Origin of the sequence: Burkholderia sp. Bp9140, assembly GCF_003853425.1 — a bacterium.
Lineage (GTDB): Bacteria > Pseudomonadota > Gammaproteobacteria > Burkholderiales > Burkholderiaceae > Burkholderia.
Genome location: NZ_QTPQ01000032.1, coordinates 14,484 through 36,406, shown reverse-complemented (window position 1 = coordinate 36,406; position 21,923 = coordinate 14,484). Strand labels below are relative to the sequence as shown.

Below are 21,923 nucleotides of genomic sequence, written 5' to 3'. Positions count from 1 at the left end.
ATGAGCTATCGCGAACTCGTCGTCGAACTGGCCCGTGAGCATGCGGAGGCGCTGTCCGACGCCCTGCTCGAACTCGGCGCGCTGTCGGTGTCCGTCGAGGACGCCGACGCCGACACGCCCGACGAGCAGCCGCTCTTCGGCGAGCCGGGCCTGGTTCCCGAACGCACCGCGTGGCAGCACTCGCGCGTGATCGCGCTGCTGTCGCCCGATCACGAGCCGGCCGTGCTGCTCGCGGCGGCCGCGAACGAAATCGGCGTCGCCGAGACACCGAAGTTCGACGTGCGCGAAGTCGAGGAACAGGACTGGGTGCGGCTCACGCAGTCGCAATTCGAGCCGATTCCGATCGGCGAGCGGATCTGGGTCGTGCCGTCGTGGCACGACGCACCCGACCCCGACGCGCTGATCCTCGAACTCGACCCCGGTCTCGCCTTCGGCACCGGCAGCCACCCGACCACGCGCCTGTGCATGGAATGGCTCGAACAGTCGGTGAAGCCCGGCCAGTCGGTACTCGACTATGGCTGCGGCTCGGGCATCCTCGCGATCCTCGCGCAGAAATGCGGGGCGAACCCCGTGGTCGGCATCGACATCGACCGCCAAGCGGTCGAATCGGCGCGGCAGAACAGCGAACGCAACCATGCGGATGTCACGTACGGGCTGCCCGACGCATGTCCGGCCGGCGAATTCGACATCGTCGTCGCGAATATCCTGTCGAACCCGCTGAAGCTGATGGCGTCGATGCTCGCATCGAAGGTGAAACCGGGCGGGCGCATCGCGCTGTCGGGCGTGCTCGCACGCCAGGCGGACGAAGTCGCGGCCGTCTATGCGCGCTACGTCGACATCTCGGTCTGGCGCGAACACGAAGGTTGGGTATGCCTCGCCGGAACCCGGCGGGAAAGCCATTAGAATAGCGCTGTCCTTCACTCTGGCCAGCAGGCCGCCCGGCTCGACATGCTTCTTGCGACGCGCTGCCCTCATTGCGAAACCGTCTTCCGGCTGCAGCAGGAACAGCTCTCGCTGCATGACGGGCTCGTGCGTTGCGGACACTGCCAGCAGGTCTTCAACGCATCGCAGTCGCTCGTGCCCGACCCGGCGCAGCAGCCCGAGCCGGCGTTGACCGAAGCGGGGCCGGCCGAGCCGGCCGCCACCCTGCAACACGACGTCGCGCCCGCGCGGCTCTTCGCCACCGACGTACCGGTCGGGTCGGCGTCCGATACCGACTACAAGCCGGAAGGCTGGGACATGTGGGCGCCGTGGCTCGATGCCGGTGTCGACCCGTCCCTGCAGCACACCGGACAGACCGTGCGCGCCGAGCCGCTGGTGCCGCTCGCGCTGCCGGCCACGGAGGCCGGTGTCGTTCACTTGTCCGGCACGCCCGCACCGATCGCCTCCGCCCCTGCCGAGCTGCACGCCGCGGTCGCGCATCCGGCCGAACCGGAAGCGACGCCGCACGAAACCGACGCATCGGGCACGTCGCGGGCTGCGCCGACTGCCGAGCCCGACCTGCGCGAACCGCGCTTCGTCGCGCACACGCCATCGGCCGAACAAGCCGCAGCAGAGCCCGCCGAACCGGTTGGCAACGCGCGCTTCGCGGTGCCCGACGACGAGCACGCACCGCGCGAACCGCGCTTCGCGTTCAGGCCGGCGCAAGCCGCATCCGAACCCGCATCCGGACCCGACACCCACGCCGGCGAACGCACCGCCGCACCGGCCGCGGCCGCCAGCGAACCGGCCGTCCAACTGGCCGTCCAACTGGCCGTCCCCTTCCCCGCCGCACTGACCGATGACGACCGCCCGCACTTCGCCGTCACGCGCGAGACGCGCGCGCCGCAGCGCCGCGGGATGCTCGGCGGCTTTTTCGGCGGGCTCGTCGCCGCCGCGCTCGCGGTGCTGCTCGTCGCGCAGCTTGCGTGGTGGCAGCGCGAAATCGTGATGATCTACTGGCCCGTCACGCAGGGCTGGTTCCGCCAGGCGTGCGCGCCGCTCGGCTGCAAGGTCGCGCCGCCGCGCGCGATCGACGGCCTGCGGCTCGACGCGACCGACCTGCGCCAGCTCGACGGCCCGCGCGTGCTGGAGCTGAAGGTGCCGCTGACGAACCGCTACCGCGTCGCGCTCGCCTACCCGTCGCTCGAGCTGACGCTGCTCGACGACACGAATCACGTGACCGTGCGCCGTGTGCTCGCGCCGCGCGACTACGTGCGCCCGGGCACGCCGATCGACGCCGGGCTGCCGCCCGGCACGACACAGACGATGGTCGTCCGTCTCGACACGAACGGCGCGCCCGCCTCGAATTTCCGCGTCCAGATCTTCTATCCGTGACGCCCCGCGGCGCGCGCATGCGCGCCGTCTCAACCCGCGCGCCGCAGCGGCGCGCTATTTCGGAGCACGAACATGAGCAAAGTTACGCTGGGTGGCAACCCGATCGATCTCGCCGGCACGTTCCCGGCCGTCGGCTCGCAAGCCCCCGACTTCAAGCTGGTCGGCAAGGATCTCGCCGACCTGTCGCTCGCCAGCTTCGCCGGCAAGCGCAAGGTGCTGAACATCGTGCCGAGCCTCGACACGCCGACCTGCGCGACGTCGACCCGCAAGTTCAACGAAGCCGCGTCGTCGCTCGACGACACGGTCGTGGTCGTCGTGTCCGGCGACCTGCCGTTCGCCGCCACGCGCTTCTGCACGACCGAAGGCCTCGCGAACGTCGTGACGGCTTCGACGTTCCGCGGCGGCCGCGCATTCGCGAACGCCTACGGCGTCGACGTGACGAGCGGCCCGCTGAACGGCCTGACGGCCCGCGCGGTCGTCGTGCTCGACGCGCAGGACAAGGTGATCCACGCGCAACTCGTCGGCGAGATCAAGGACGAGCCGAACTACGACGCAGCGCTCGCCGCACTGAAGTAATCCGCTGCCGCCCGGCCCTGCCGCGCGAGGCCCGACGGTCTGCGCGCACCGGCCGGGCGGCCGCTTCCCTTTGCTCTCTACAGGAACGCACGCCTTGACTACGCTGATTTGCGGCTCGCTCGCCTACGACAACATCATGACCTTCGAAGGCCGGTTTCGCGAGCACATCCTGCCCGACCAGGTTCACCTTCTGAACGTGAGCTTCCTCGTGCCGACGATGCGTCGCGAATTCGGCGGTTGCGCGGGGAACATCGCTTACGCGCTGCACATGCTCGGCGGCGACGCGCGCATCATGGCGACGGTCGGCGCGAACGACGCCGATCGCTATCTCGAGCGTCTCGACAGCCTCGGCCTGTCGAAGGCCAGCGTGCGCGTGGTGCCTGAAACGCACACCGCGCAGGCAATGATCACGACCGATCTCGAGAACAACCAGATCACCGCATTCCACCCGGGCGCGATGATGGAGTCGCACCTGAACCGCGCGGACGAAGTGCCGGGCGTGAAGCTCGGCATCGTCGCGCCGGACGGCTTCGACGGGATGGTCCAGCACGCCGAGCAATTCGCGAAGGCCGGCATCCCGTTCATCTTCGATCCGGGCCAGGGGCTGCCGCTGTTCGATGGCGCGACGCTGCGCCGCATCATTGAACTCGCGACCTTCGTCGCGGTCAACGACTACGAGGGCAAGCTCGTCAGCGACAAGACGGGCTGGTCCGAACAGGAAATCGCCAGCCGGGTTCAGGCGTTGATCATCACGCGCGGCGAGCACGGTGCCACCATTCTTCACAAAAACGGCGAAGAACAGATTCCGGTCGTGCAAGCAGAACGTGTCGTCGATCCGACCGGCTGCGGCGACGCGTTCCGGGGCGGCCTGCTGTACGGCATCGAGAACGGCCTCGACTGGGCAACCACGGGCCGCCTCGCGAGCCTGATGGGCTCGATCAAGATCGCCCACCAGGGGCCCCAGACCTACGCACTGACGCGCGCCGAAATCGACGCGCGCTTCGAGGCTGCCTTCGGTTACAGTCTCAAATGAATATTGTGGGAGAGCAAAGATGTTGACCAAGAAAACCCTCACGCTCGCGGCCATGCTGACGGCCACGCTGACGCTCGCCGGCTGCTTCACGGCGCCGGGCTCGGCGGATGTCTATAGCGTCGGCCAGGCGCAGCGCGAACAGACGGTGCGCATGGGCACGGTCGAAAGCGTCCGCGCGGTGCGCATCCAGTCCGACGGCGGCGGCAGCGCGATCGGCACGCTCGGCGGCGGTGCGCTCGGCGCAGTCGCGGGCAGCGCGATCGGCGGCGGCAAGGGATCGATCCTGACGGCCATCGCGGGCGGTCTCGTCGGCGCGGTCGCCGGCAACGCGGTCGGCGAAAACCTCAGCACGGCAAACGGTGTCGAAATCACCGTGCGCCTCGACAACGGCGACCTGCGCTCGATCACGCAAGCGGCAAGCGGCGAAATGTTCCGCGCCGGCGAGCGTGTGCGGCTGCTGTCGAGCGGCGGCGTCACGCGCGTCACGCACTAACGAGCATCCTCAGCACGCGGCGCAAGCCGCGGTCGAACGCATGTGCGAAGCTGCACATGCGTTTTTTTTGTCCGCAATGCGCTGCCGGCCGCCGGCCGGCGCTTCGATGAATACGGACGAAAAAAATCCCGCCACCTGAGCCAGATGGCGGGATCGATTGAGTAGCGCTACTCAACCCGCGGACACCACGTGAGTGTCCGGGTGGTACTGGTCAGCCGCGATTACGGACGGCTGCCGGTCGGGAACGGCCATGCCGCTGCCGGGTTGAGCGCGGTCTTCACGCCCGATGCCGGCGCAACCGATGCGGTCGACGCGGTGGTTGCCGGTGCAGCCTTCTTCACGACGGCCTTCTTCGGAGCAGCAGCCTTCTTCGCAGGGGCAGCAGCCTTCGGTGCGGCAGCCTTTTTCGCAGGGGCAGCCTTCTTGGCGGGCGCAGCCTTCTTCGCAGCAGCCTTCTTCGCAGGCGCAGCCTTCTTGGCAGCAGCCTTCTTCGCCGGCGCGGCCTTCTTCGCAGCTGCCTTCTTCGCCGGTGCGGCCTTCTTCGCAGCAACCTTCTTCACTGCGACCTTCTTGGCTGCAACCTTCTTCGCTGCGGCCTTCTTCGCCGGTGCGGCCTTCTTCGCGGCAACCTTCTTCACCGCGACCTTCTTAGCAGCAACCTTCTTCGTTGCGACCTTCTTGGCCGCGACCTTCTTCGCAGCGGCCTTCTTCGCCGGTGCGGCCTTCTTCGCGGCAACCTTCTTCACCGCGACCTTCTTGGCAGCAACCTTCTTCACTGCAGCGGCCTTCTTCGCCGGAGCCGCAGCCTTCTTCGCAACGGTCTTCTTGGCAGCAACCTTCTTAGCAGCCGGTTTCTTCTTGGCAGTAGCCATGTTGTTCTCCTTCAGGTTCAGATGAGAGTCAGTTCAAACTACACCCTTCGTCAAAACCCGCTTCCCGCGGACGCTGTTCAGGACGTGCGCTTCGAAGCGGGCTATTCATCGGCGTACGCGGATACCGCGCGCTTACGCTAATGAATACGGTATGGCGCGCGTGACCCCATGGCCTCGCGCGCCAAATCAAGTCGGTAGCCGGCGCACCTCGCGCCGCCACCCCTAATCGCTTGATCAAGCGGACCGCCACACGGCCGTCCGCTTTTTCCGGAGGGAAGTTTGCCCATCCCACTGAAGGGTTCGCAAAGTGCCGATCATGTCGTTGGGCCGTTAAGGCACCGGGCATGCTTTGCATCAGGCGTTCTTGCTCCTAAACCTTGGGCCGGGGCCGAGAGGCCACCGGCTGCTCCATCATGTGACGGGTTCGCTGCTGCGGGTTATTCCCAGGACAGCGCGCCGCCCGTCTGATACTCGATCACTCGCGTCTCGAAGAAGTTGCGTTCCTTCTTCAGGTCGATCATCTCGCTCATCCACGGGAACGGGTTTTCCTCGTTCGGGTACAGCGGGTCGAGGCCGATCTGCTGGCAACGGCGGTTGCTGATGAAGCGCAGATAGCTCTTGAACATCGACGCATTCAGACCCAGCACGCCGCGCGGCATCGTGTCCTCGGCGTAGCGGTATTCGAGTTCGACAGCCTGCTTGAACAGCTCGCGGATCTCGGCGCGGAATTCCGCGGTCCAGAGATGCGGGTTCTCGAGCTTGATCTGGTTGATCAGGTCGATGCCGAAATTGCAGTGCATCGACTCGTCGCGCAGGATGTACTGATATTGCTCTGCAGCACCCGTCATCTTGTTCTGGCGGCCGAGCGCGAGAATCTGCGTGAAGCCGACATAGAAGAACAGGCCTTCCATGATGCAGGCGAACACGATCAGCGACTTCAGCAGCTTCTGATCCGCTTCGAGCGTGCCGGTCTTGAAGGCCGGGTCCGTCAGCGTATGGATGAACGGGATCAGGAATTCGTCCTTCGCGCGGATCGACGTGACCTCGTGGTACGCGTTGAAGATCTCGCCTTCGTCGAGACCGAGCGATTCGACAATGTATTGGTACGCGTGCGTGTGGATCGCCTCTTCGAACGCCTGGCGCAGCAGGAACTGCCGGCACTCGGGCGCCGTGATGTGGCGGTACGTGCCGAGCACGATGTTGTTCGCCGCGAGCGAATCGGCCGTCACGAAGAAGCCGAGGTTGCGCTTGACGATGCGGCGCTCGTCCTCGGTCAGACCGTTCGGGTCCTTCCACAGTGCGATGTCGCGGGACATGTTGATTTCCTGCGGCATCCAGTGGTTCGCGCAGCCCGCCAGATACTTTTCCCACGCCCACTTGTACTTGAACGGCACCAGCTGATTGACGTCAGTCTGGCCGTTGATGATGCGCTTGTCGGCGACATTGACCCGCGCTTCCGAACCGCCGGCGGGAACAGCCGATGCTCGCGGGGGCACCGCAAGATCGCCTTCGAAAATGTCACGGACCTGATGGGCGGCAGACGCTGCAGCCTGCATTCCGACAGCCATCCCTGCGGAGGTGCGCAACGCGTTTTGCTGCGCTCCGCTCGCGGGGGTTACGGCAGTCTTCTCGTCATCCCAGTTGAGCATAAATTCTCACCATCAATTTAGAACGGTTTGTACCATCTTTTCCTGAGCGATAAAAGGGTTCGCTCACGAAAAATCCTTTTTTCGATTCGCGTTGCGACCTCGATACAACACTTTGAGCAACGCATCGTCGTTCATGCAGAGCGCGACGCGTGACGCGCATGGTTCGCGAGGTGCGCTCGACGCATCGAACGCTGATCGAAACGCGACGTCGTCGGGGATGTTTCGATCGCTTGTCACTGCCTGCAACGCAAGTGCCGCGTTACAGATTCCTTATCATTTTTTTAGTTGAGAGCGGCGCACACTTCAACCTCGATCGGTTGTCGTGCGCGCCGCCCGAACCTTCTTCAGGTCATGCGCGCCGCGTTACTGGCAGGCTTCGCACTCGTCGAAGCCCGGATCGCCCGGACGCATCGTGCACACCGGACCGTCTGCCTCGACCGGCGCCAGCGCCGGTGCCGCATTGACCGCGCCCGACGATGCATCGCCGCCTGCCGCACCGAAGCCGCCTGCAGCGCCTTGCGCGCCGCCGCTGCCCGAGCCGCCGCTCGTCGGCACTGCGTTCAGCGCACCGTGTGCGACCGTCGACTTCTCGACGTGCGTCGCCGCCATCGTGCGGAGGTAGTAGGTCGTCTTCAGACCGCGCAGCCATGCGAGCTTGTAGACCTCGTCGAGCTTCTTGCCCGACGCGCCGCCCATGTAGATGTTCAGCGACTGCGCCTGGTCGATCCACTTCTGGCGACGCGATGCCGCTTCGACCAGCCACGTCGGGTCGACTTCGAACGCGGTCGCGTAGATCGCGCGCAGATCGGCCGGGATGCGGTCGATGCGCGACAGCATGCCGTCGAAGTACTTCAGGTCGGCGACCATCACTTCGTCCCACAGGCCGCGTTCCTTCAGGTCGCGAACGAGGTACTCGTTGACCACCGTGAATTCGCCCGACAGGTTCGACTTCACGTACAGGTTCTGGAAGGTCGGCTCGATGCACGCCGACACGCCGATGATGTTCGAGATCGTCGCCGTCGGCGCGATCGCGACGCAGTTCGAGTTGCGCATGCCATGCGCGGCGATCCGCGAACGCAGCGTCGTCCAGTCGAGCGACTCCGACGTGTCGACCTCAACGTAGCCGCCGCGCGCTTCCGTCAGCAGCTTCAGCGTGTCCTGCGGGAGGATGCCGCGATCCCACAGCGAGCCGCGGTAGCTCGAGTAGCGGCCGCGTTCCTCGGCCAGCTCGGTCGACGCGTAGTACGCGTAGTAGCAGACCGCTTCCATCGAACGGTCGGCGAACTCGACCGCCGCGTCCGACGCGTACGGCGTGCGCAGCAGGTGCAGGCAGTCCTGGAAGCCCATGATGCCCATGCCGACCGGGCGGTGCTTCAGGTTCGAGTTACGCGCCTTCGGCACCGCGTAGTAGTTGATGTCGATCACGTTGTCGAGCATGCGCATCGCGACGCTGACCGTGCGCTTCAGCTTGTCGTGGTCGAGCGCGTAGCTGCCGTCGGCCTGCTTCACCAGGTGGGCGACGAGGTTCACCGAGCCCAGGTTGCACACCGCGATTTCGGTGTCGCTCGTGTTCAGCGTGATTTCCGTGCACAGGTTCGACGAGTGGACGACACCGACGTGCTGCTGCGGCGAGCGCACGTTGCACGGATCCTTGAACGTGATCCACGGGTGGCCCGTCTCGAACAGCATGCCGAGCATCTTGCGCCAGAGCTGCTGCGCCGGGATCTTCTTGAACAGCTTGATCTCGCCGCGCGCGACCTTGTCTTCGTAAGCCGTGTAAGCCGCCTCGAACTCGGCGCCGAACTTGTCGTGCAGGTCCGGGCAGGTCGACGGCGAGAACAGCGTCCAGTCGGTGCCTTCCATCACGCGCTTCATGAACAGGTCGGGAATCCAGTTCGCCGTGTTCATGTCGTGCGTACGGCGGCGATCGTCACCGGTGTTCTTGCGCAGCTCGAGGAACTCCTCGATGTCGAGGTGCCACGATTCGAGGTATGCGCACACCGCGCCCTTGCGCTTGCCGCCCTGGTTGACCGCGACGGCCGTGTCGTTGACGACCTTCAGGAACGGGACCACGCCTTGCGACTTGCCGTTCGTGCCCTTGATATGCGAGCCGAGCGCACGCACGCGGGTCCAGTCGTTGCCGAGACCGCCGGCGAACTTCGACAGCAGTGCGTTTTCCTTCAGCGCTTCATAGATGCCGTCGAGGTCGTCCGCGACCGTCGTCAGATAGCACGACGACAGCTGCGAGCGGTGGGTGCCCGAGTTGAACAGCGTCGGCGTCGAGCTCATGAAGTCGAAGCTCGACAGCACGTTGTAGAACTCGATCGCACGCGTTTCGCGGTCGATCTCGTTCAGCGACAGGCCCATCGCGACGCGCATGAAGAATGCCTGCGGCATTTCGATGCGCGAACCTTCGACGTGCAGGAAGTAGCGGTCGTACAGCGTCTGCAGGCCGAGGTAGCCGAACTGCAGGTCGCGGTTCGCGTCGAGCGCTTCGCCCAGACGCTTCAGGTCGAACTGCAGCAGCTTGTCGTCGAGCAGGCCGGCGTCGACGCCGCGCTTCAGGAACTGCGGGAAGTATTCCGCGTAGCGGGTCGACATCTCGGCCTGGACCACTTCCTCGCCGAGGATCTCGCGGCGGATCGTGTGCAGCAGGATGCGGGCCGTGACCTGGCTGTACGCCGGATCCTTTTCGATCATCGTGCGCGCAGCGAGGATCGCCGAGTCGTAGACCTGGCTCATCGGCACGCCGTCGTACAGGTTCTTCACCGTTTCCGCGACGATCGGGTCAGGGTTAACCGCAGCGCCGAGGCCGTCGCATGCCGACACGATCAGCGCACGCAGCGCGTTCAGGTCGAGCGGGCGCGCGACGCCGTTGTCGACGACGTTGATGCCGGTGCTCGACTCGCCGCCTGCTGCCGCTGCTTCCTCGCCCGCATGCTGGCGCTCGAGGTGACGCTTCTCGCGATACAGCACGTACGCACGCGCGACGTTGTGCTCGCCGCCGCGCATCAGCGCGAGTTCGACCTGGTCCTGGATGTCTTCGATATGGAACGTACCGCCGTTCGGACGGCTGCGCACGAGCGCGCGCACGACGTTGTGCGTCAGCTGCTCGACGAGTTCACGTACGCGCGCCGATGCCGCGCCCTGCCCGCCGTTGACGGCCAGGAAAGCCTTGGTCACCGCAATCGCGATCTTCGAAGGCTCGAACGACACCACGCTGCCGTTGCGGCGGATCACCTTGTAGTCGGCGAACGTGGCCTGCGGCGCGAGCGCCTGCGCGCCCTGTTCGGTCCCGCCGAGCGGACGGCTCGAGGCGCTCTCGTACTGGGACGTCGCGTTGTCGGTGGTTTGCATGTGCAAAGCTCCTGGTGTTGGATGGTGCGGAGAGAACCGCGGATTAAAACGAACGCTGCGCATTGGGGTGCGCGAGCGGTAAGAGGCGAGCGATGCGTCGGGGAAGCCGGTTCGGTCGATGCGCGACAACCGGTCCGGTCGTGTGCTTCGTCATGAATACCTGCCCCGTCGAAGTTCGCTGCGCTTGATCGCGACGCCCGGACCGCCCGGCCTGGCGCGCCGCCCTGAGAACCCTGTCCGCCGGCGTTGCCCGCCGGCCGGTGCCGCTCGGGTTTCACCTGCGACACACACTATATCTAGTACAGAACCGCTCAACTGGCACCAAGTATAGTGGACATTCGGACGAGGTCAAAACGGATAATTTGCGATGGAGGTCTTGACATCGCTCGCGTGCAGACACGACAAGGCATTGGTCGGAGAAAAAACTTTCCCCGGTCAAAAAACCCTGCGCTCAGTGCTGACGGAAAGGAAAGTATTCGGCGGAAAAGCCGGCATCGCCTGCGAAGCGTTGCCAATCGAAGCGCGGCCCCGGGTCGGTCTTGCGGCCCGGCGCGACGTCGGAATGCCCGGCCACCGCGTCGATCGGGTAGCGCGCGGCGAGCGTGCGTGCGAGCACGCCAAGCGTCGCGTACTGCGCTGCGTCGAACGGCACGTCGTCCGCGCCTTCGAGCTCGATGCCGATCGAAAAGTCGTTGCAGCTCGGCCGGCCGAAGAACTCGGACGCGCCCGCATGCCATGCGCGCTCGTCGCACGACACGAACTGCACGAGTTCGCCGTCGCGACGGATCAGGAAGTGCGCGGACACGCGCACGCCGCGCAGGTGGCTCTGGTAATAGGGGTGCGCATCGCAATCGAGGCGATTCAGGAACAGCGACTCGATCGCGTCGCCGCCGAACTCGCCGGGCGGCAGGCTGATGTTGTGGACGACGACGAGCGTCGGCACCGCGCCCGCGGGCCGCGCCTCGACATTCGGCGAAGGCGCGTGGCGCGCTTCGCGCACCCAGCCGTGCGCGTCGACCGACAGCAGCGCTGCGTCGCTCATCGCGCGTCGTGGCCGCTCGCGCGTGCGCCGTGGCGCTGCGCGTGCTCGGTGCTGCAGAAGTATTCGCCGCCTGCGGCGACGGCGTCGCCCTTCGGCGCATGCACGCCGCATTCGGCGCAGCGCACCATCGGCTCGGGCAGCGAGCGCGCATCGCCGTTCGGGCGTGCCGAACCGGCGCCGCCGTGACCGGGCGCGCCGTCGTGGCCGCCATCGCGGCCGGTGCGTGCCTGCGCGTGCTCCTGGGCCTGGCGCAGCTTGCGCGTGAGCCACGAACCCGCGAAGAAAAGGAGAATCAGGAGAAGAATCTGTCGCATCGGAAACCTGCGTTCAAACCACGGAGCGGTGCAGCAGCACCTCTAAAACAAACCGGCTGCCGACATACGCGAGCAGCAGCGCGGCAAACGACACGAGCACCCAGCGCGCGGCGCCGCGCCCGCGCCAGCCCGATGTCTTGTGGGCAACCAGCAGGCCGCCGAACATCAGCCACGACAGCACCGCGAACACGGTCTTGTGGTCGAGCCGCAGCGCGCGCGCATCGACCTGCTCGCTGAACAGGATCCCCGACGCGAGCGTCAGCGTGAGCAGCACGAAGCCGGCGCCGATCAGGCGGAACAGCAGCTTCTCGAGCGTGAGCAGCGGCGGCAGCGTTTCGAGCCAGCTCGCGATCCAGCCGGTCGAACCGTCGCGCCCGCCGCTTCGCAGCGACTGCAGGCGCCGTTCGACCATCAGCATCAGGACCGCGTGCAGCGCGGCGATCGCAAAGAGGCCGTACGCGATGTTCGCGATCAGGAAGTGCATCTTGAACAGCGGTGCCGCGGCATAAGGCAGCACCCGCACGCCGCCGAACACGAGCGGCAGCAGCGACGCGCCGCACGCGAGCGGCAGCACCAGCAGGCGCAGGCTGTCGAGCGGGAAGAAGAAGCTCTCGATCCAGTAGATGCCGGCGCCGAGCCAGAACATCGCGGACAGCGCGAACGCAAAGCCGAAGATCATCGCGTCGTGCGGGAAGATCGTCATGTGCAGCAGCACGCCGTGCGCGACGAGCGCCGCGAACAGCAGCGCGCGGCCGGCCCCGCTCATCCCCGACGCGGCGGACGCCGGAACCGGCACGGCCGGCACGCTCGCGACGAGCGGCGCCCCGCCTTGACGGTGCGTGCGCCAGCCTGCGACGGCGAGGCCGCCGTACAGGAATGCGGTGAGGGCATACAGTACAATATCCATGTTCGAAGTTTACACTAGGCCCCCTTCCCGCGACGGCTCCCTTTGTTCGGTTCCGTTGCGCCTTCGGGCCCCACTGTCCATCGCTCCCCATGCTCGACAATCTCACTCAACGGATGGCGCGCGTCGTCAAGACGCTGCGCGGCGAGGCCCGGCTTACCGAGGCGAACACCCAGGAGATGCTCCGCGAGGTGCGTCTCGCGCTGCTGGAGGCCGACGTTGCGCTGCCCGTCGTCCGCGAATTCATCGCCAAGGTCAAGGAAAAGGCGCTCGGCGAGGAAGTGATCAGCAGCCTGTCGCCGGGTCAGGCGCTCGTCGGTGTGGTCCAGAAGGAACTGACCGCCGTGATCGGCGGCGACTACGAAGGCAAGGCCGCCGAGCTGAACCTCGCGGTCACGCCGCCCGCCGTGATCCTGATGGCCGGCCTGCAGGGCGCCGGCAAGACCACGACCGCCGGCAAGCTCGCGAAGCTGCTGCGCGAGAAGTACAAGAAGAAGGTGCTGACGGTGTCGTGCGACGTGTATCGCCCGGCCGCCATCATGCAGCTGAAAACGGTGAGCGAACAGGTCGGCGCCGACTTCTTCCCGTCGACGCCGGACCAGAAGCCCGTCGACATCGCGCTCGCGGCCGTCGACTGGGCGAAGCGCCACTACCATGACGTGCTGATCGTCGACACGGCCGGCCGCCTCGGTATCGACGAGGCGATGATGCAGGAAATCGCCGCGCTGCACGGCACGCTGAAGCCGGCCGAAACGCTGTTCGTCGTCGACGCGATGCTCGGCCAGGACGCGGTCAACACCGCGAAGGCGTTCAACGACACGCTGCCGCTCACCGGTGTCGTGCTGACCAAGCTCGACGGCGATTCGCGCGGCGGTGCCGCGCTGTCGGTGCGCCACATCACGGGCAAGCCGATCAAGTTCGTCGGCGTCGCCGAAAAGCTCGACGGCCTCGAGGTGTTCCACCCGGACCGGATGGCGAACCGGATCCTCGGCATGGGCGACATCCTGGCACTCGTCGAGGAGGCGCAGCGCGGCGTCGACGTGCAGGCCGCGCAGAAGCTCGCCGACAAGGTGAAGAAAGGCGGCGACTTCGACCTGAACGATTTCCGCGCGCAGATCTCGCAGATGAAGAACATGGGCGGCCTGTCGTCGCTGATGGACAAGCTGCCCGCGCAGTTCCAGCAGGCCGCGGCCGGCGCCGACATGGGCCAGGCCGAGAAGTCGATCCGCCGGATGGAAGGGATCATCAGCTCGATGACGCCCGCCGAGCGCGCGAAACCCGAAATCATCAAGGCGACGCGCAAGCGCCGCATTGCAGCCGGCGCGGGCGTGCCGGTGCAGGAAGTCAACCGGATGCTGAACCAGTACGATCAGATGCGTACGATGATGAAGAAGCTGAAGGGCGGCAACATGCAGAAAATGATGCGCGGCCTGAAGGGCATGATGCCCGGCATGCGCTGATTCCGCCCATCGGCCGGCGCGCGGGTTTTTGCCGTAGCGCGCGCCGGCCGTTCTGCTTCATTCTTATTTGTATACCGACTGCCCGCCAGAACCCATGAACCGCGAAGAAGCCCTCCACATTTTCGACCACTCCGAAGAGATCGTCTCGGCCGATGCCGTCAACGCATCGATCGCCCGGATGGCCGACGCGATCCGCGCCGACATCGGCGACGCGTTCCCGCTCGTCCTCTCGGTGATGGGCGGCGCCGCGGTGTTTACCGGGATGCTGCTGCCGCATCTCGATTTCCCGCTGGAATTCGACTACATCCACCTGACCCGCTACCGCAACACGACGCAGGGCAGCCCGGAGATGCACTGGCGCGTCGCACCGCGCGAATCGGTGAAGGACCGGATCGTGCTCGTGCTCGACGACATCCTCGACGAAGGCGAGACGATGGCCGCGATCCGCGACCGCATCCTCGACATGGGCGCGAAGCGCTTCATGTCCGCCGTGCTGTGCGAGAAGACGCTCGCGAAGGCGAAGCCGCTGCACCCCGACTTCTGCGGGTTCTCGGTGCCGGACCGCTACGTGTTCGGCTGCGGGATGGACGCAAAGGGCTACTGGCGCAACCTGCCGACGATCCGTGCGCTGACCGCGAACGTCTGATCGCCCTGCCCACCCTATAGAAAAGCGGCGCGCCGGTTTCCCGGAGCGCCGCTTTTTTTCGTCGGCCACGCCGCCCGTGCTACAGCTGGTGCACGAACGCCCGGATGCCGGCCAGCAGCATCTCGACCGAGATCGCGACGAGCACGAGGCCCATCAGCCGCTCGAACGCCGCGACGGTCCGCTCGCCGAGCCACTGCTGGATCCGTTCGGCCAGCACCAGCGTGATCGCGCAGACGATCATCGTGACCGTCAGCGCGCCGACCCACTCGAACATCTTGCCCGGCGCCTGCGACGTCAGCAGCATCACCGTCGCGAGCGCGGACGGCCCGGCGAGCGCCGGAATCGCGAGCGGCACGATGAACGGTTCGCCGCCCGCGCGCGGATCGCTGCCGAGCGCGCCGTCCGGATGCGGGAAGATCATCCGCAGCGCGATCAGGAACAGCACGATCCCGCCGCCGAGCCGCAGCGACAGGTCGGTGAGGCTCATCATCCGCAGGAAGCGGTCGCCGACCACCATGAAGAACAGCAGGATCACGAACGCGATCCCCACTTCACGCAGGATCAGCTTCACGCGCCGCTCGCGCGGCACGTCCCGCATCGCCGTAATGAACAGCGGGATGTTGCCGAGCGGATCCGTGATCAGCACGAGGAGCACGGTGGCCGACAGGAAGGTGTATTCCACCGTGTCCCCCGGGGTCGCGGTGCTTAGTGCGCGAGGGCGGCGCGGATCTTCTCCGTCACCGCCGCCGCAGCCGCGTCAGCCGGCAGCAGCGTCGCCTCGGCGTCGCGGCGGCCCTGGTACTCGATCTTGCCTTCCTTCAGGCCGCGTTCGCCGATCACCAGCCGATGCGGCACGCCGATCAGTTCCCAGTCGGCGAACATCACGCCCGGGCGCTCGCCGCGATCGTCGAGGATCACGTCGATGCCGGCCGCGGCCAGTTCCGCGTACAGCTTGTCGGCGGCCTCGCGGACCATGTCGCTGCGGTCATAGCCCATCGGGCACAGCACGACCTCGAACGGTGCGATCGACTCGGGCCAGATGATGCCCTTGTCGTCGAAGTTCTGTTCGATCGCCGCGCCGAGAATGCGCGTGACGCCGACGCCGTAGCAGCCCATCAGCATCGGCTGCGGCTTGCCCGACTCGTCGAGGAACGTCGCACCCATCGCTTCCGAATACTTGGTGCCGAGCTGGAACACGTGGCCGACTTCGATGCCGCGGCAGATGTCGATCTCACCCTTGCCGTCCGGCGACGGATCACCCTTCTTCACGTTGCGCACGTCGGCGACTTCCGGCTCCGGCAGGTCGCGGCCCCAGTTCACGCCCGCGATGTGATAGTCGACCTCGTTCGCGCCGACGACGAAGTCGCTCATGTTCGCGACCGTGCGATCGACGATCACCTTCACCGGCTTCTTCGTGCCGACCGGGCCGAGATAGCCCGGCGGCGTGCCGAACCATTCGACGATTTCCTGCTCGGTCGCGAAGCGGTGGTTCTTCAGCCCCGGCAGCTTCGATACCTTGATCTCGTTCAGGTCATGGTCGCCGCGCAGCATCACGAGCCAGATGGTCGGCTCGGCGCCTTCGTTCTCGGTGGCGAGCACGATCGACTTGATCGTGCGCTGGAGCGGGATCGCCAGCAGCTCGGCGACGGCTTCGCACTTCGCCTTGCCGGGCGTCGCGACCTTCTCCATCGCTTCGGCCGGCGCCGCGCGCGCGGGCGTCAGCGGCAGCGCTTCCGCCGCTTCGATGTTCGCCGCGAAGTCGGACGTCGGGCAGTAGGCGATCGCGTCCTCGCCGGTATCGGCGATCACGTGGAATTCATGCGAGAAGTTGCCGCCGATCGAACCGCTGTCGGCCGCGACCGCCCGGAACTCGAGGCCGAGGCGCGTGAAGATGCGCACGTACGCGTCATACATCTTGCGGTACGACTCGTTCAGGCCGGCTGCGTCCTTGTCGAACGAATAGGCGTCCTTCATGAGGAATTCGCGGCCGCGCATCACGCCGAAGCGCGGACGGATCTCGTCGCGGAACTTCGTCTGGATCTGGTAGAAGTTCACCGGCATCTGCCGGTAGCTCTTGATCTGGTTGCGCGCGATGTCGGTGACGACTTCCTCGTGCGTCGGCCCGATCACGAAGTCGTTGTCCTTGCGGTCCTTGAAGCGCAGCAGCTCCGGGCCGTACTGTTCCCAGCGGCCCGACTCCTGCCACAGCTCGGCCGGCTGCACGGCCGGCATCAGCAGCTCGATGGCGCCTGCCCGGTTCATTTCCTCGCGCACGATCGCCTCGACCTTGCGAATCGAACGCAGGCCGACCGGCAGGTAGTTATAGATGCCGCCGGCGACACGACGGATCATGCCGGCGCGCACCATCAGCTTGTGGCTGACGATCTCTGCGTCGGCCGGTGCCTCTTTGAGGGTGCCGATAAAGAAACGGGAAGCTTTCATGCGGACGGTTCCAAATACGGCGCCCCAGGCGGGGCGCCCGAAAAAGTTTCAAGGTGAAAAAGCTGCGCGCGACGAACGACGATGGCGCAGATGACGTAGCAGACAAATCAGGGACAATTCAGCCGGTGCACCCCGCGCGGATTCGCTCCGTCACGGTGCGCAGCGCCCGTTATCTGTTTATAATCAAAGCAATTTTAAAGGATTCGAAGGTGGTTGTATGCTGGATCGTGAAGGCTTTCGCCCGAACGTCGGCATCATCCTCTTGAACGCGCGCAACGAGGTGTTTTGGGGCAAGCGGCTCCGCGAGCACTCCTGGCAGTTTCCTCAAGGTGGGATCAAGTACGGCGAGACCCCCATGCAGGCGATGTACCGGGAACTGCACGAGGAAACGGGCCTGCACCCGGAACACGTCAAGATAATCGGCCGCACCCGCGACTGGTTGCGTTACGAGGTGCCTGACAAGTTCATCAAACGCGAAGTACGCGGCCATTACCGCGGCCAGAAGCAGATCTGGTTCCTTCTGCGGATGGTCGGACGCGATTGCGACATTTGTTTGCGCGCGACCGATCACCCGGAGTTCGATGCATGGCGCTGGAACGAGTACTGGGTGCCGCTCGATGCGGTGATCGAGTTCAAGCGGGATGTCTATCAGTTGGCGCTGACGGAACTGTCGCGCTTCCTGCGCCGCCCGGCGGCGCAGCGAGCCGAAAAGCCGCGTGGGCCGCGTCCGTCGCGCTATCCGCGCGTCATCGGTGCGCAGGCCCAGCAGACGCTGACGATTGTCGACACATCGGTAGTCTGTTCGGAGATCGAAGTGGAGGCGAGCACGCTCGACGAGATGTCGCCCCGCGTGATCGTCGGCAAATGACGAGTCGGACTGCATGACCGGGCGCGACCTTGGTGTCGCGCCCTTTTTTTACGAGGAATGCATATTGAAAGCGATTGCTCTCGCGCTCGCATCGATCGCCGCGGCGGCGGCCCTGGCCGGCTGCGCGAATTCGAAAGCGCCCTCCAACAAGGATGACAGCGAGTTCGTCTATCTGCTCGACCGCCAGGGCAACTGGAAGGAAAACCCGGTCGACACGCTGCCGCCGCTGCCGCAAGCGGGCGACCTGCTGCCGTTCAACGTGTCGCAGAACACGCCGCTCAAGTTCTCCGTCGATGCGAAGTCGCTCGCGGTCGGCACCGACGGCGTCGTGCGCTATGCGGTCGTCATCACGAGCCCGGCCGGCGCGCGTAACGTGAACTACGAAGGCATCCGCTGCGACACCTATGAATGGCGTCAGTATGCAGGCCTCAATTCGGATCACGACGGCTGGGACCGCACGGTCGAGAACGACTGGCGTCGTATCGAGAACGGCGAACTGAACGCGTACCACTCGGCGCTGTACCAGGATTACTTCTGCTCGAACAAGATGCCGCAGGGCACGACCCAGCAGATTCTCGAGAACATCAAGTTCCATCGCACCGCGATGAGCCAGCTGCGCTGACCGCGCGACACGGGCTACCTGCCCGTTGCCATGAAAAAGCCCGCACGATGCGGGCTTTTTCATGGCCGGCCGACGTCTCGCCGGACGGTCACACGAGCACGAGGTTGTCGCGGTGAATCAGCTCCGGCTCTAACATGTAGCCGAGTACCGTCTCGATCTCGCCGCTCGGCTTGCGGTGAATCAGCTTCGTTTCCGCGCTGCTGTAGTTCGTGAGGCCGCGCGCCACTTCACGTCCGTCGGGACCGACGCACGCGATCACCTCGCCGCGCGCGAACGCGCCCTGCACGCCGATCACGCCGATCGGCAGCAGGCTCTTGCCGCCGGCCGTCAGCTTCTCGACCGCGCCCGCATCGATCACCACGTGCCCGCGCACCTGCAGGTGATCGGCCATCCATTGCTTGCGTGCCGCCATCCGTGCGGTGCGCGCGATCAGCTGCGTGCCGATCGCCTCGCCCGCCGCCAGCCGCACCAGCACGCCGGCTTCGCGGCCGCTCGCGATCACGGTGTTCGCGCCGCTGTGCGCCGCGCGCTTCGCGGCCAGGATCTTCGTCAGCATCCCGCCACGGCCGAGGCTCGAGCCGGCTCCGCCCGCCATCGCCTCGAGCTCCGGTGCGCCCGCGCTGGCTTCCGCGACCAGTGTCGCGTTCGGATCCTTGCGCGGATCGGCGGTGAACAGCCCCGACTGGTCGGTCAGGATGATCAGCGCATCGCCTTCGATCAGGTTCGCGACGAGCGCGCCGAGCGTGTCGTTGTCGCCGAACTTGATTTCGTCGGTGACGACCGTGTCGTTCTCGTTGATGATCGGCACGACGCCGAGCCGCAGCAGCGTGAGCAGCGTCGAGCGCGCATTCAGGTAGCGTTCGCGATCCGCGAGGTCGGCGTGCGTGAGCAGGATCTGCGCGGTACGGATGTCATGCTCGGTAAAGCGGCTTTCATAGACTTGCGCGAGCCCCATCTGGCCGACCGCGGCGGCGGCCTGCAACTCGTCGATCTCGCGCGGACGCTTGCTCCAGCCGAGCCGCTGCATCCCTTCGGCGATCGCACCCGAACTGACGAGCACCACTTCCTTGCCCTGCACGCGCAGCGCGGCAATCTGGGCCGCCCAGCGGCCGATTGCAGCATGATCGAGCCCCTTGCCGTCGTTGGTCACGAGGCTCGAGCCCACCTTCACCACCAATCGCTTTGAGTCCGCGATGATCGAACGCATCGTGCGCTGTCTCCTGTATCTGCTGCCTGCCCGGCCGGGCGCGATTGAATTCCGGCACCGGGCCCGACGCCCGGTGCGTTTCGGGCCCGCTCAGACGTCGTCGCCGGACGCCGCACCGCCATCGGCGGGCGGCGCATCGCGGAATCGCACGTCTGCGGCCAGATCTTCCTCTTCCGCCGCGCGATGTGCGTCCGAATGCTCGGCGAGATAATCGTAGATCGCGTAGCACAGCGCTTCGCAGCCCTGGCCCGTGAGCGCCGAAATCTCGAACACCGGGCCGTCCCAGCCGAAACGGTCGAGGAAATCGGCAACGCGCGCCTCGCGCTCGTGTTCCGGCACCATGTCGAGCTTGTTGAGGACGAGCCAGCGCGGCTTCTCGTAGAGCGCCTCGTCGTACTTGCGCAGTTCGCCGACGATCGCCTTCGCTTCCGCGACCGGATCGACGCTTTCGTCGAACGGGGCCAAATCGACCAGATGCAGCAGCACGCCGGTGCGCTGCAGGTGTCGCAGGAACTGGTGGCCGAGGCCCGCGCCTTCGGCGGCGCCTTCGATCAGCCCCGGGATGTCGGCGATCACGAAACTCTTGCTCGGGCCGACCCGCACGACGCCGAGGTTCGGCGCGAGCGTCGTGAATGGATAATCGGCGATCTTCGGCTTCGCGTTCGACACCGACGAGATGAAGGTCGACTTGCCGGCGTTCGGCATGCCGAGCAGCCCCACGTCGGCGAGCACCTTCAGCTCGAGCCGCAGCATGCGTCGTTCACCGGGCTTGCCGTCGGTCTTCTGGCGCGGCGCGCGGTTCGTGCTCGACTTGAAATGCAGGTTGCCGAGACCGCCGGCGCCGCCGTTCGCGAGCATTACCTGCTGATCGTGCTCGGTCAGATCGGCGATCAGCTCGCCCGTGTCCATGTCGGTCACGACCGTGCCGACCGGCATGCGCAGCGTGACGTCGTCACCGCCCTTGCCATAGCAATCCGAGCCGCGACCGTTCTCGCCGTTGCGCGCCAGATGCTTCTTCGCGTAACGGTAGTCGATCAGCGTGTTGATGTTGCGGTCGGCGATCGCGTAGACGTTGCCGCCCCGGCCGCCGTCGCCGCCGTCCGGCCCGCCGAACGGAACGAACTTCTCACGGCGCATCGACGCGCTGCCATCGCCTCCGTCGCCGGCGATGACTTCGATTCGTGCTTCGTCAATGAACTTCATTCGTCACTCCGACCAGTATTTCCGCTATTGTGCCGCGCGCCGGCGCGCTTGAACAATCTGCCATTCGGCCGATTGCCCGCCGTTGCGCGACAGCCGCCGGCGCGCACATGCGCCCGGCGGCCAAATAAAAAAAGGCCCCGCGAAGACTGCGGGGCCTTTCGGCTACGAAGCCCGTGGGTGCCTGAACTTAGGCAGCCGCCGGGACGACGATGACCAGATGCTTCTTGTCCGCGCCCTTGGTCGCGAACTTGACGTGACCGTCGACCAGCGCGAACAGGGTGTGATCCTTGCCCATGCCGACGTTCTCGCCAGCGTGCATGCGCGTACCGCGCTGACGCACGATGATGCCGCCGGCGTTGATCGCCTGGCCGCCGTACACTTTCACGCCGAGACGTTTCGACTCGGAGTCGCGGCCGTTCCGGGAAGAGCCGCCTGCCTTTTTGTGTGCCATCTGATTGCTCCTTTACCGAGGCGCTTACGCGTTGATCGCGTCGATGCGCAGCTCAGTGTAGTTCTGGCGGTGGCCGCCGTGCTTTTGGTAGTGCTTCCGGCGACGCATCTTGAAGATGGTGACCTTGGCATGACGACCGTGCGATACGACGGTGGCCTTGACGGAAGCCCCACTGACCAGCGGCGTACCGAACTTAATCGATTCGCCTTCGCCCACTGCGAGAACCTGGTCGAGCGTGATTTCAGCGTCAATGTCAGCCGGTATCTGTTCTACTTTGAGTTTTTCGCCAACGGCAACCTTGTACTGCTTGCCGCCGGTTTTTATGACCGCGTACATTGAGAACCTCACTCTGGATCCAATTTTTCCGCACACCACGCGCGGAAAACACGTGATTATACATGGGGTTAGCGCCCAAGTCAAAGCCGATCCACGATTGCCGCGCGCAAGCGCCGGCCGGACGGCCAAAAT

22 protein-coding genes are annotated in these 21,923 nt (G+C 65.8%); 9 read left to right on the top strand and 13 right to left on the bottom strand.

Annotated elements, in window-relative coordinates:
• The 5 genes from prmA (at position 1) to DIE21_RS25120 (ending at position 4,418) form a co-directional block, all read left to right on the top strand.
• Positions 1–903: a 50S ribosomal protein L11 methyltransferase gene (prmA, locus tag DIE21_RS25140; RefSeq protein WP_124500236.1), complete on the top strand. Its 903-nt coding sequence runs from the start codon at positions 1–3 to the stop codon at positions 901–903.
• 45 nt (positions 904–948) lie between these two features.
• Positions 949–2,316 (top strand): DUF3426 domain-containing protein, encoded by a 1,368-nt coding sequence (locus DIE21_RS25135; RefSeq protein ID WP_124500235.1) that lies wholly within the window; start codon positions 949–951, stop codon positions 2,314–2,316.
• Between the two features lie 72 nt (positions 2,317–2,388).
• A complete protein-coding gene (tpx, locus tag DIE21_RS25130) occupies positions 2,389–2,892 on the top strand; it encodes a thiol peroxidase (RefSeq protein ID WP_124500234.1) in 504 nt (167 codons plus the stop codon).
• Between the two features lie 94 nt (positions 2,893–2,986).
• Positions 2,987–3,925, top strand: coding sequence for a carbohydrate kinase family protein (locus DIE21_RS25125; protein ID WP_124500233.1), 939 nt, complete (start codon positions 2,987–2,989; stop codon positions 3,923–3,925).
• A gap of 19 nt (positions 3,926–3,944) precedes the next feature.
• Positions 3,945–4,418 (top strand): glycine zipper 2TM domain-containing protein, encoded by a 474-nt coding sequence (locus tag DIE21_RS25120; protein WP_059465339.1) that lies wholly within the window; start codon positions 3,945–3,947, stop codon positions 4,416–4,418.
• Between the two features lie 221 nt (positions 4,419–4,639).
• On the opposite strand, the gene DIE21_RS25110 is transcribed toward DIE21_RS25120, so the two are convergent.
• From DIE21_RS25110 to DIE21_RS25075, 7 genes are all read right to left on the bottom strand, one after another.
• Positions 4,640–5,290: a histone H1-like DNA-binding protein gene (locus DIE21_RS25110; RefSeq protein WP_124500231.1), complete on the bottom strand. Its 651-nt coding sequence runs from the start codon at positions 5,288–5,290 to the stop codon at positions 4,640–4,642.
• Between the two features lie 28 nt (positions 5,291–5,318).
• On the bottom strand, positions 5,319–5,645 hold the full coding sequence (locus DIE21_RS25105; protein WP_081472821.1) for a hypothetical protein: 327 nt from the start codon (positions 5,643–5,645) through the stop codon (positions 5,319–5,321).
• Between the two features lie 82 nt (positions 5,646–5,727).
• Complete coding sequence (locus DIE21_RS25100; RefSeq protein WP_124500230.1) at positions 5,728–6,939, bottom strand: ribonucleotide-diphosphate reductase subunit beta; 1,212 nt, start codon at positions 6,937–6,939, stop codon at positions 5,728–5,730.
• Positions 6,940–7,302: 363 nt separating this feature from the next.
• Positions 7,303–10,296: a ribonucleoside-diphosphate reductase subunit alpha gene (locus DIE21_RS25090; RefSeq protein ID WP_124500228.1), complete on the bottom strand. Its 2,994-nt coding sequence runs from the start codon at positions 10,294–10,296 to the stop codon at positions 7,303–7,305.
• 451 nt (positions 10,297–10,747) lie between these two features.
• On the bottom strand, positions 10,748–11,338 hold the full coding sequence (gene ampD / locus DIE21_RS25085; RefSeq protein ID WP_124500227.1) for a 1,6-anhydro-N-acetylmuramyl-L-alanine amidase AmpD: 591 nt from the start codon (positions 11,336–11,338) through the stop codon (positions 10,748–10,750).
• On the bottom strand, positions 11,335–11,652 hold the full coding sequence (locus tag DIE21_RS25080; protein ID WP_124500226.1) for a PP0621 family protein: 318 nt from the start codon (positions 11,650–11,652) through the stop codon (positions 11,335–11,337). Before DIE21_RS25080 ends, ampD begins: the two co-directional genes overlap by 4 nt.
• Positions 11,653–11,665: 13 nt before the next feature.
• Complete coding sequence (locus tag DIE21_RS25075; RefSeq protein ID WP_124500225.1) at positions 11,666–12,559, bottom strand: inner membrane protein YpjD; 894 nt, start codon at positions 12,557–12,559, stop codon at positions 11,666–11,668.
• Positions 12,560–12,648: 89 nt separating this feature from the next.
• On the opposite strand from DIE21_RS25075, the gene ffh reads away from it, so the two are divergent.
• Positions 12,649–14,016, top strand: coding sequence for a signal recognition particle protein (ffh, locus tag DIE21_RS25070; protein WP_039317379.1), 1,368 nt, complete (start codon positions 12,649–12,651; stop codon positions 14,014–14,016).
• Between the two features lie 94 nt (positions 14,017–14,110).
• Entirely contained in the window at positions 14,111–14,662 is a 552-nt protein-coding gene (locus DIE21_RS25065) for a hypoxanthine-guanine phosphoribosyltransferase (RefSeq protein WP_059465332.1), read from the top strand.
• A gap of 79 nt (positions 14,663–14,741) precedes the next feature.
• On the opposite strand, the gene DIE21_RS25060 is transcribed toward DIE21_RS25065, so the two are convergent.
• Both DIE21_RS25060 and DIE21_RS25055 read right to left on the bottom strand, forming a co-directional pair.
• Positions 14,742–15,344 (bottom strand): MarC family protein, encoded by a 603-nt coding sequence (locus tag DIE21_RS25060; protein ID WP_012363042.1) that lies wholly within the window; start codon positions 15,342–15,344, stop codon positions 14,742–14,744.
• A gap of 23 nt (positions 15,345–15,367) precedes the next feature.
• A complete protein-coding gene (locus DIE21_RS25055; protein ID WP_124500224.1) occupies positions 15,368–17,104 on the bottom strand; it encodes a proline--tRNA ligase in 1,737 nt (578 codons plus the stop codon).
• A 217-nt stretch (positions 17,105–17,321) separates the two neighbouring features.
• On the opposite strand from DIE21_RS25055, the gene DIE21_RS25045 reads away from it, so the two are divergent.
• Together DIE21_RS25045 and DIE21_RS25040 are read left to right on the top strand one after the other, a co-directional pair.
• Positions 17,322–17,972 carry an RNA pyrophosphohydrolase gene (locus DIE21_RS25045; RefSeq protein WP_124500222.1) on the top strand — a complete coding sequence of 217 codons (651 nt, stop codon included), beginning with the start codon at positions 17,322–17,324 and terminating at the stop codon, positions 17,970–17,972.
• Positions 17,973–17,985: 13 nt separating this feature from the next.
• Positions 17,986–18,594, top strand: a complete 609-nt coding sequence (locus DIE21_RS25040; RefSeq protein ID WP_124500221.1) for a CNP1-like family protein — start codon at positions 17,986–17,988, stop codon at positions 18,592–18,594.
• An 88-nt stretch (positions 18,595–18,682) separates the two neighbouring features.
• Here the strand turns inward: DIE21_RS25040 and proB are convergent, their stop codons facing one another.
• The 4 genes from proB to rplU form a co-directional block, all read right to left on the bottom strand.
• Entirely contained in the window at positions 18,683–19,801 is a 1,119-nt protein-coding gene (gene proB, locus DIE21_RS25035; RefSeq protein ID WP_124500220.1) for a glutamate 5-kinase, read from the bottom strand.
• Between the two features lie 90 nt (positions 19,802–19,891).
• The gene (cgtA, locus tag DIE21_RS25030; protein WP_124500219.1) at positions 19,892–21,004 is read right to left on the bottom strand and encodes an Obg family GTPase CgtA; all 1,113 of its coding nucleotides are present in this window, start codon (positions 21,002–21,004) and stop codon (positions 19,892–19,894) included.
• 187 nt (positions 21,005–21,191) lie between these two features.
• Complete coding sequence (gene rpmA / locus DIE21_RS25025) at positions 21,192–21,455, bottom strand: 50S ribosomal protein L27 (protein ID WP_006476999.1); 264 nt, start codon at positions 21,453–21,455, stop codon at positions 21,192–21,194.
• Positions 21,456–21,479: 24 nt separating this feature from the next.
• On the bottom strand, positions 21,480–21,791 hold the full coding sequence (gene rplU, locus DIE21_RS25020; RefSeq protein ID WP_006025184.1) for a 50S ribosomal protein L21: 312 nt from the start codon (positions 21,789–21,791) through the stop codon (positions 21,480–21,482).
• Between the last annotated feature and the right edge of the window lie 132 nt (positions 21,792–21,923).

Excerpts from the sequence above, each read along its gene's own strand:
- DIE21_RS25120 (WP_059465339.1), top strand. The coding sequence starts at position 3,945 with ATGTTGACCAAGAAAACCCTCACGCTCGCGGCCATGCTGACGGCCACG.
- DIE21_RS25045 (WP_124500222.1), top strand. The coding sequence starts at position 17,322 with ATGCTGGATCGTGAAGGCTTTCGCCCGAACGTCGGCATCATCCTCTTG.
- DIE21_RS25040 (WP_124500221.1), top strand. The coding sequence starts at position 17,986 with ATGACCGGGCGCGACCTTGGTGTCGCGCCCTTTTTTTACGAGGAATGC.
- proB (WP_124500220.1), bottom strand. The coding sequence starts at position 19,801 with ATGCGTTCGATCATCGCGGACTCAAAGCGATTGGTGGTGAAGGTGGGC.
- DIE21_RS25080 (WP_124500226.1), bottom strand. The coding sequence starts at position 11,652 with ATGCGACAGATTCTTCTCCTGATTCTCCTTTTCTTCGCGGGTTCGTGG.
- rpmA (WP_006476999.1), bottom strand. The coding sequence starts at position 21,455 with ATGGCACACAAAAAGGCAGGCGGCTCTTCCCGGAACGGCCGCGACTCC.
- DIE21_RS25105 (WP_081472821.1), bottom strand. The coding sequence starts at position 5,645 with ATGCAAAGCATGCCCGGTGCCTTAACGGCCCAACGACATGATCGGCAC.
- DIE21_RS25075 (WP_124500225.1), bottom strand. The coding sequence starts at position 12,559 with ATGGATATTGTACTGTATGCCCTCACCGCATTCCTGTACGGCGGCCTC.
- DIE21_RS25100 (WP_124500230.1), bottom strand. The coding sequence starts at position 6,939 with ATGCTCAACTGGGATGACGAGAAGACTGCCGTAACCCCCGCGAGCGGA.
- ampD (WP_124500227.1), bottom strand. The coding sequence starts at position 11,338 with ATGAGCGACGCAGCGCTGCTGTCGGTCGACGCGCACGGCTGGGTGCGC.
- DIE21_RS25055 (WP_124500224.1), bottom strand. The coding sequence starts at position 17,104 with ATGAAAGCTTCCCGTTTCTTTATCGGCACCCTCAAAGAGGCACCGGCC.
- DIE21_RS25135 (WP_124500235.1), top strand. The coding sequence starts at position 949 with ATGCTTCTTGCGACGCGCTGCCCTCATTGCGAAACCGTCTTCCGGCTG.
- DIE21_RS25065 (WP_059465332.1), top strand. The coding sequence starts at position 14,111 with ATGAACCGCGAAGAAGCCCTCCACATTTTCGACCACTCCGAAGAGATC.
- rplU (WP_006025184.1), bottom strand. The coding sequence starts at position 21,791 with ATGTACGCGGTCATAAAAACCGGCGGCAAGCAGTACAAGGTTGCCGTT.
- DIE21_RS25090 (WP_124500228.1), bottom strand. The coding sequence starts at position 10,296 with ATGCAAACCACCGACAACGCGACGTCCCAGTACGAGAGCGCCTCGAGC.
- ffh (WP_039317379.1), top strand. The coding sequence starts at position 12,649 with ATGCTCGACAATCTCACTCAACGGATGGCGCGCGTCGTCAAGACGCTG.
- tpx (WP_124500234.1), top strand. The coding sequence starts at position 2,389 with ATGAGCAAAGTTACGCTGGGTGGCAACCCGATCGATCTCGCCGGCACG.
- prmA (WP_124500236.1), top strand. The coding sequence starts at position 1 with ATGAGCTATCGCGAACTCGTCGTCGAACTGGCCCGTGAGCATGCGGAG.
- DIE21_RS25110 (WP_124500231.1), bottom strand. The coding sequence starts at position 5,290 with ATGGCTACTGCCAAGAAGAAACCGGCTGCTAAGAAGGTTGCTGCCAAG.
- cgtA (WP_124500219.1), bottom strand. The coding sequence starts at position 21,004 with ATGAAGTTCATTGACGAAGCACGAATCGAAGTCATCGCCGGCGACGGA.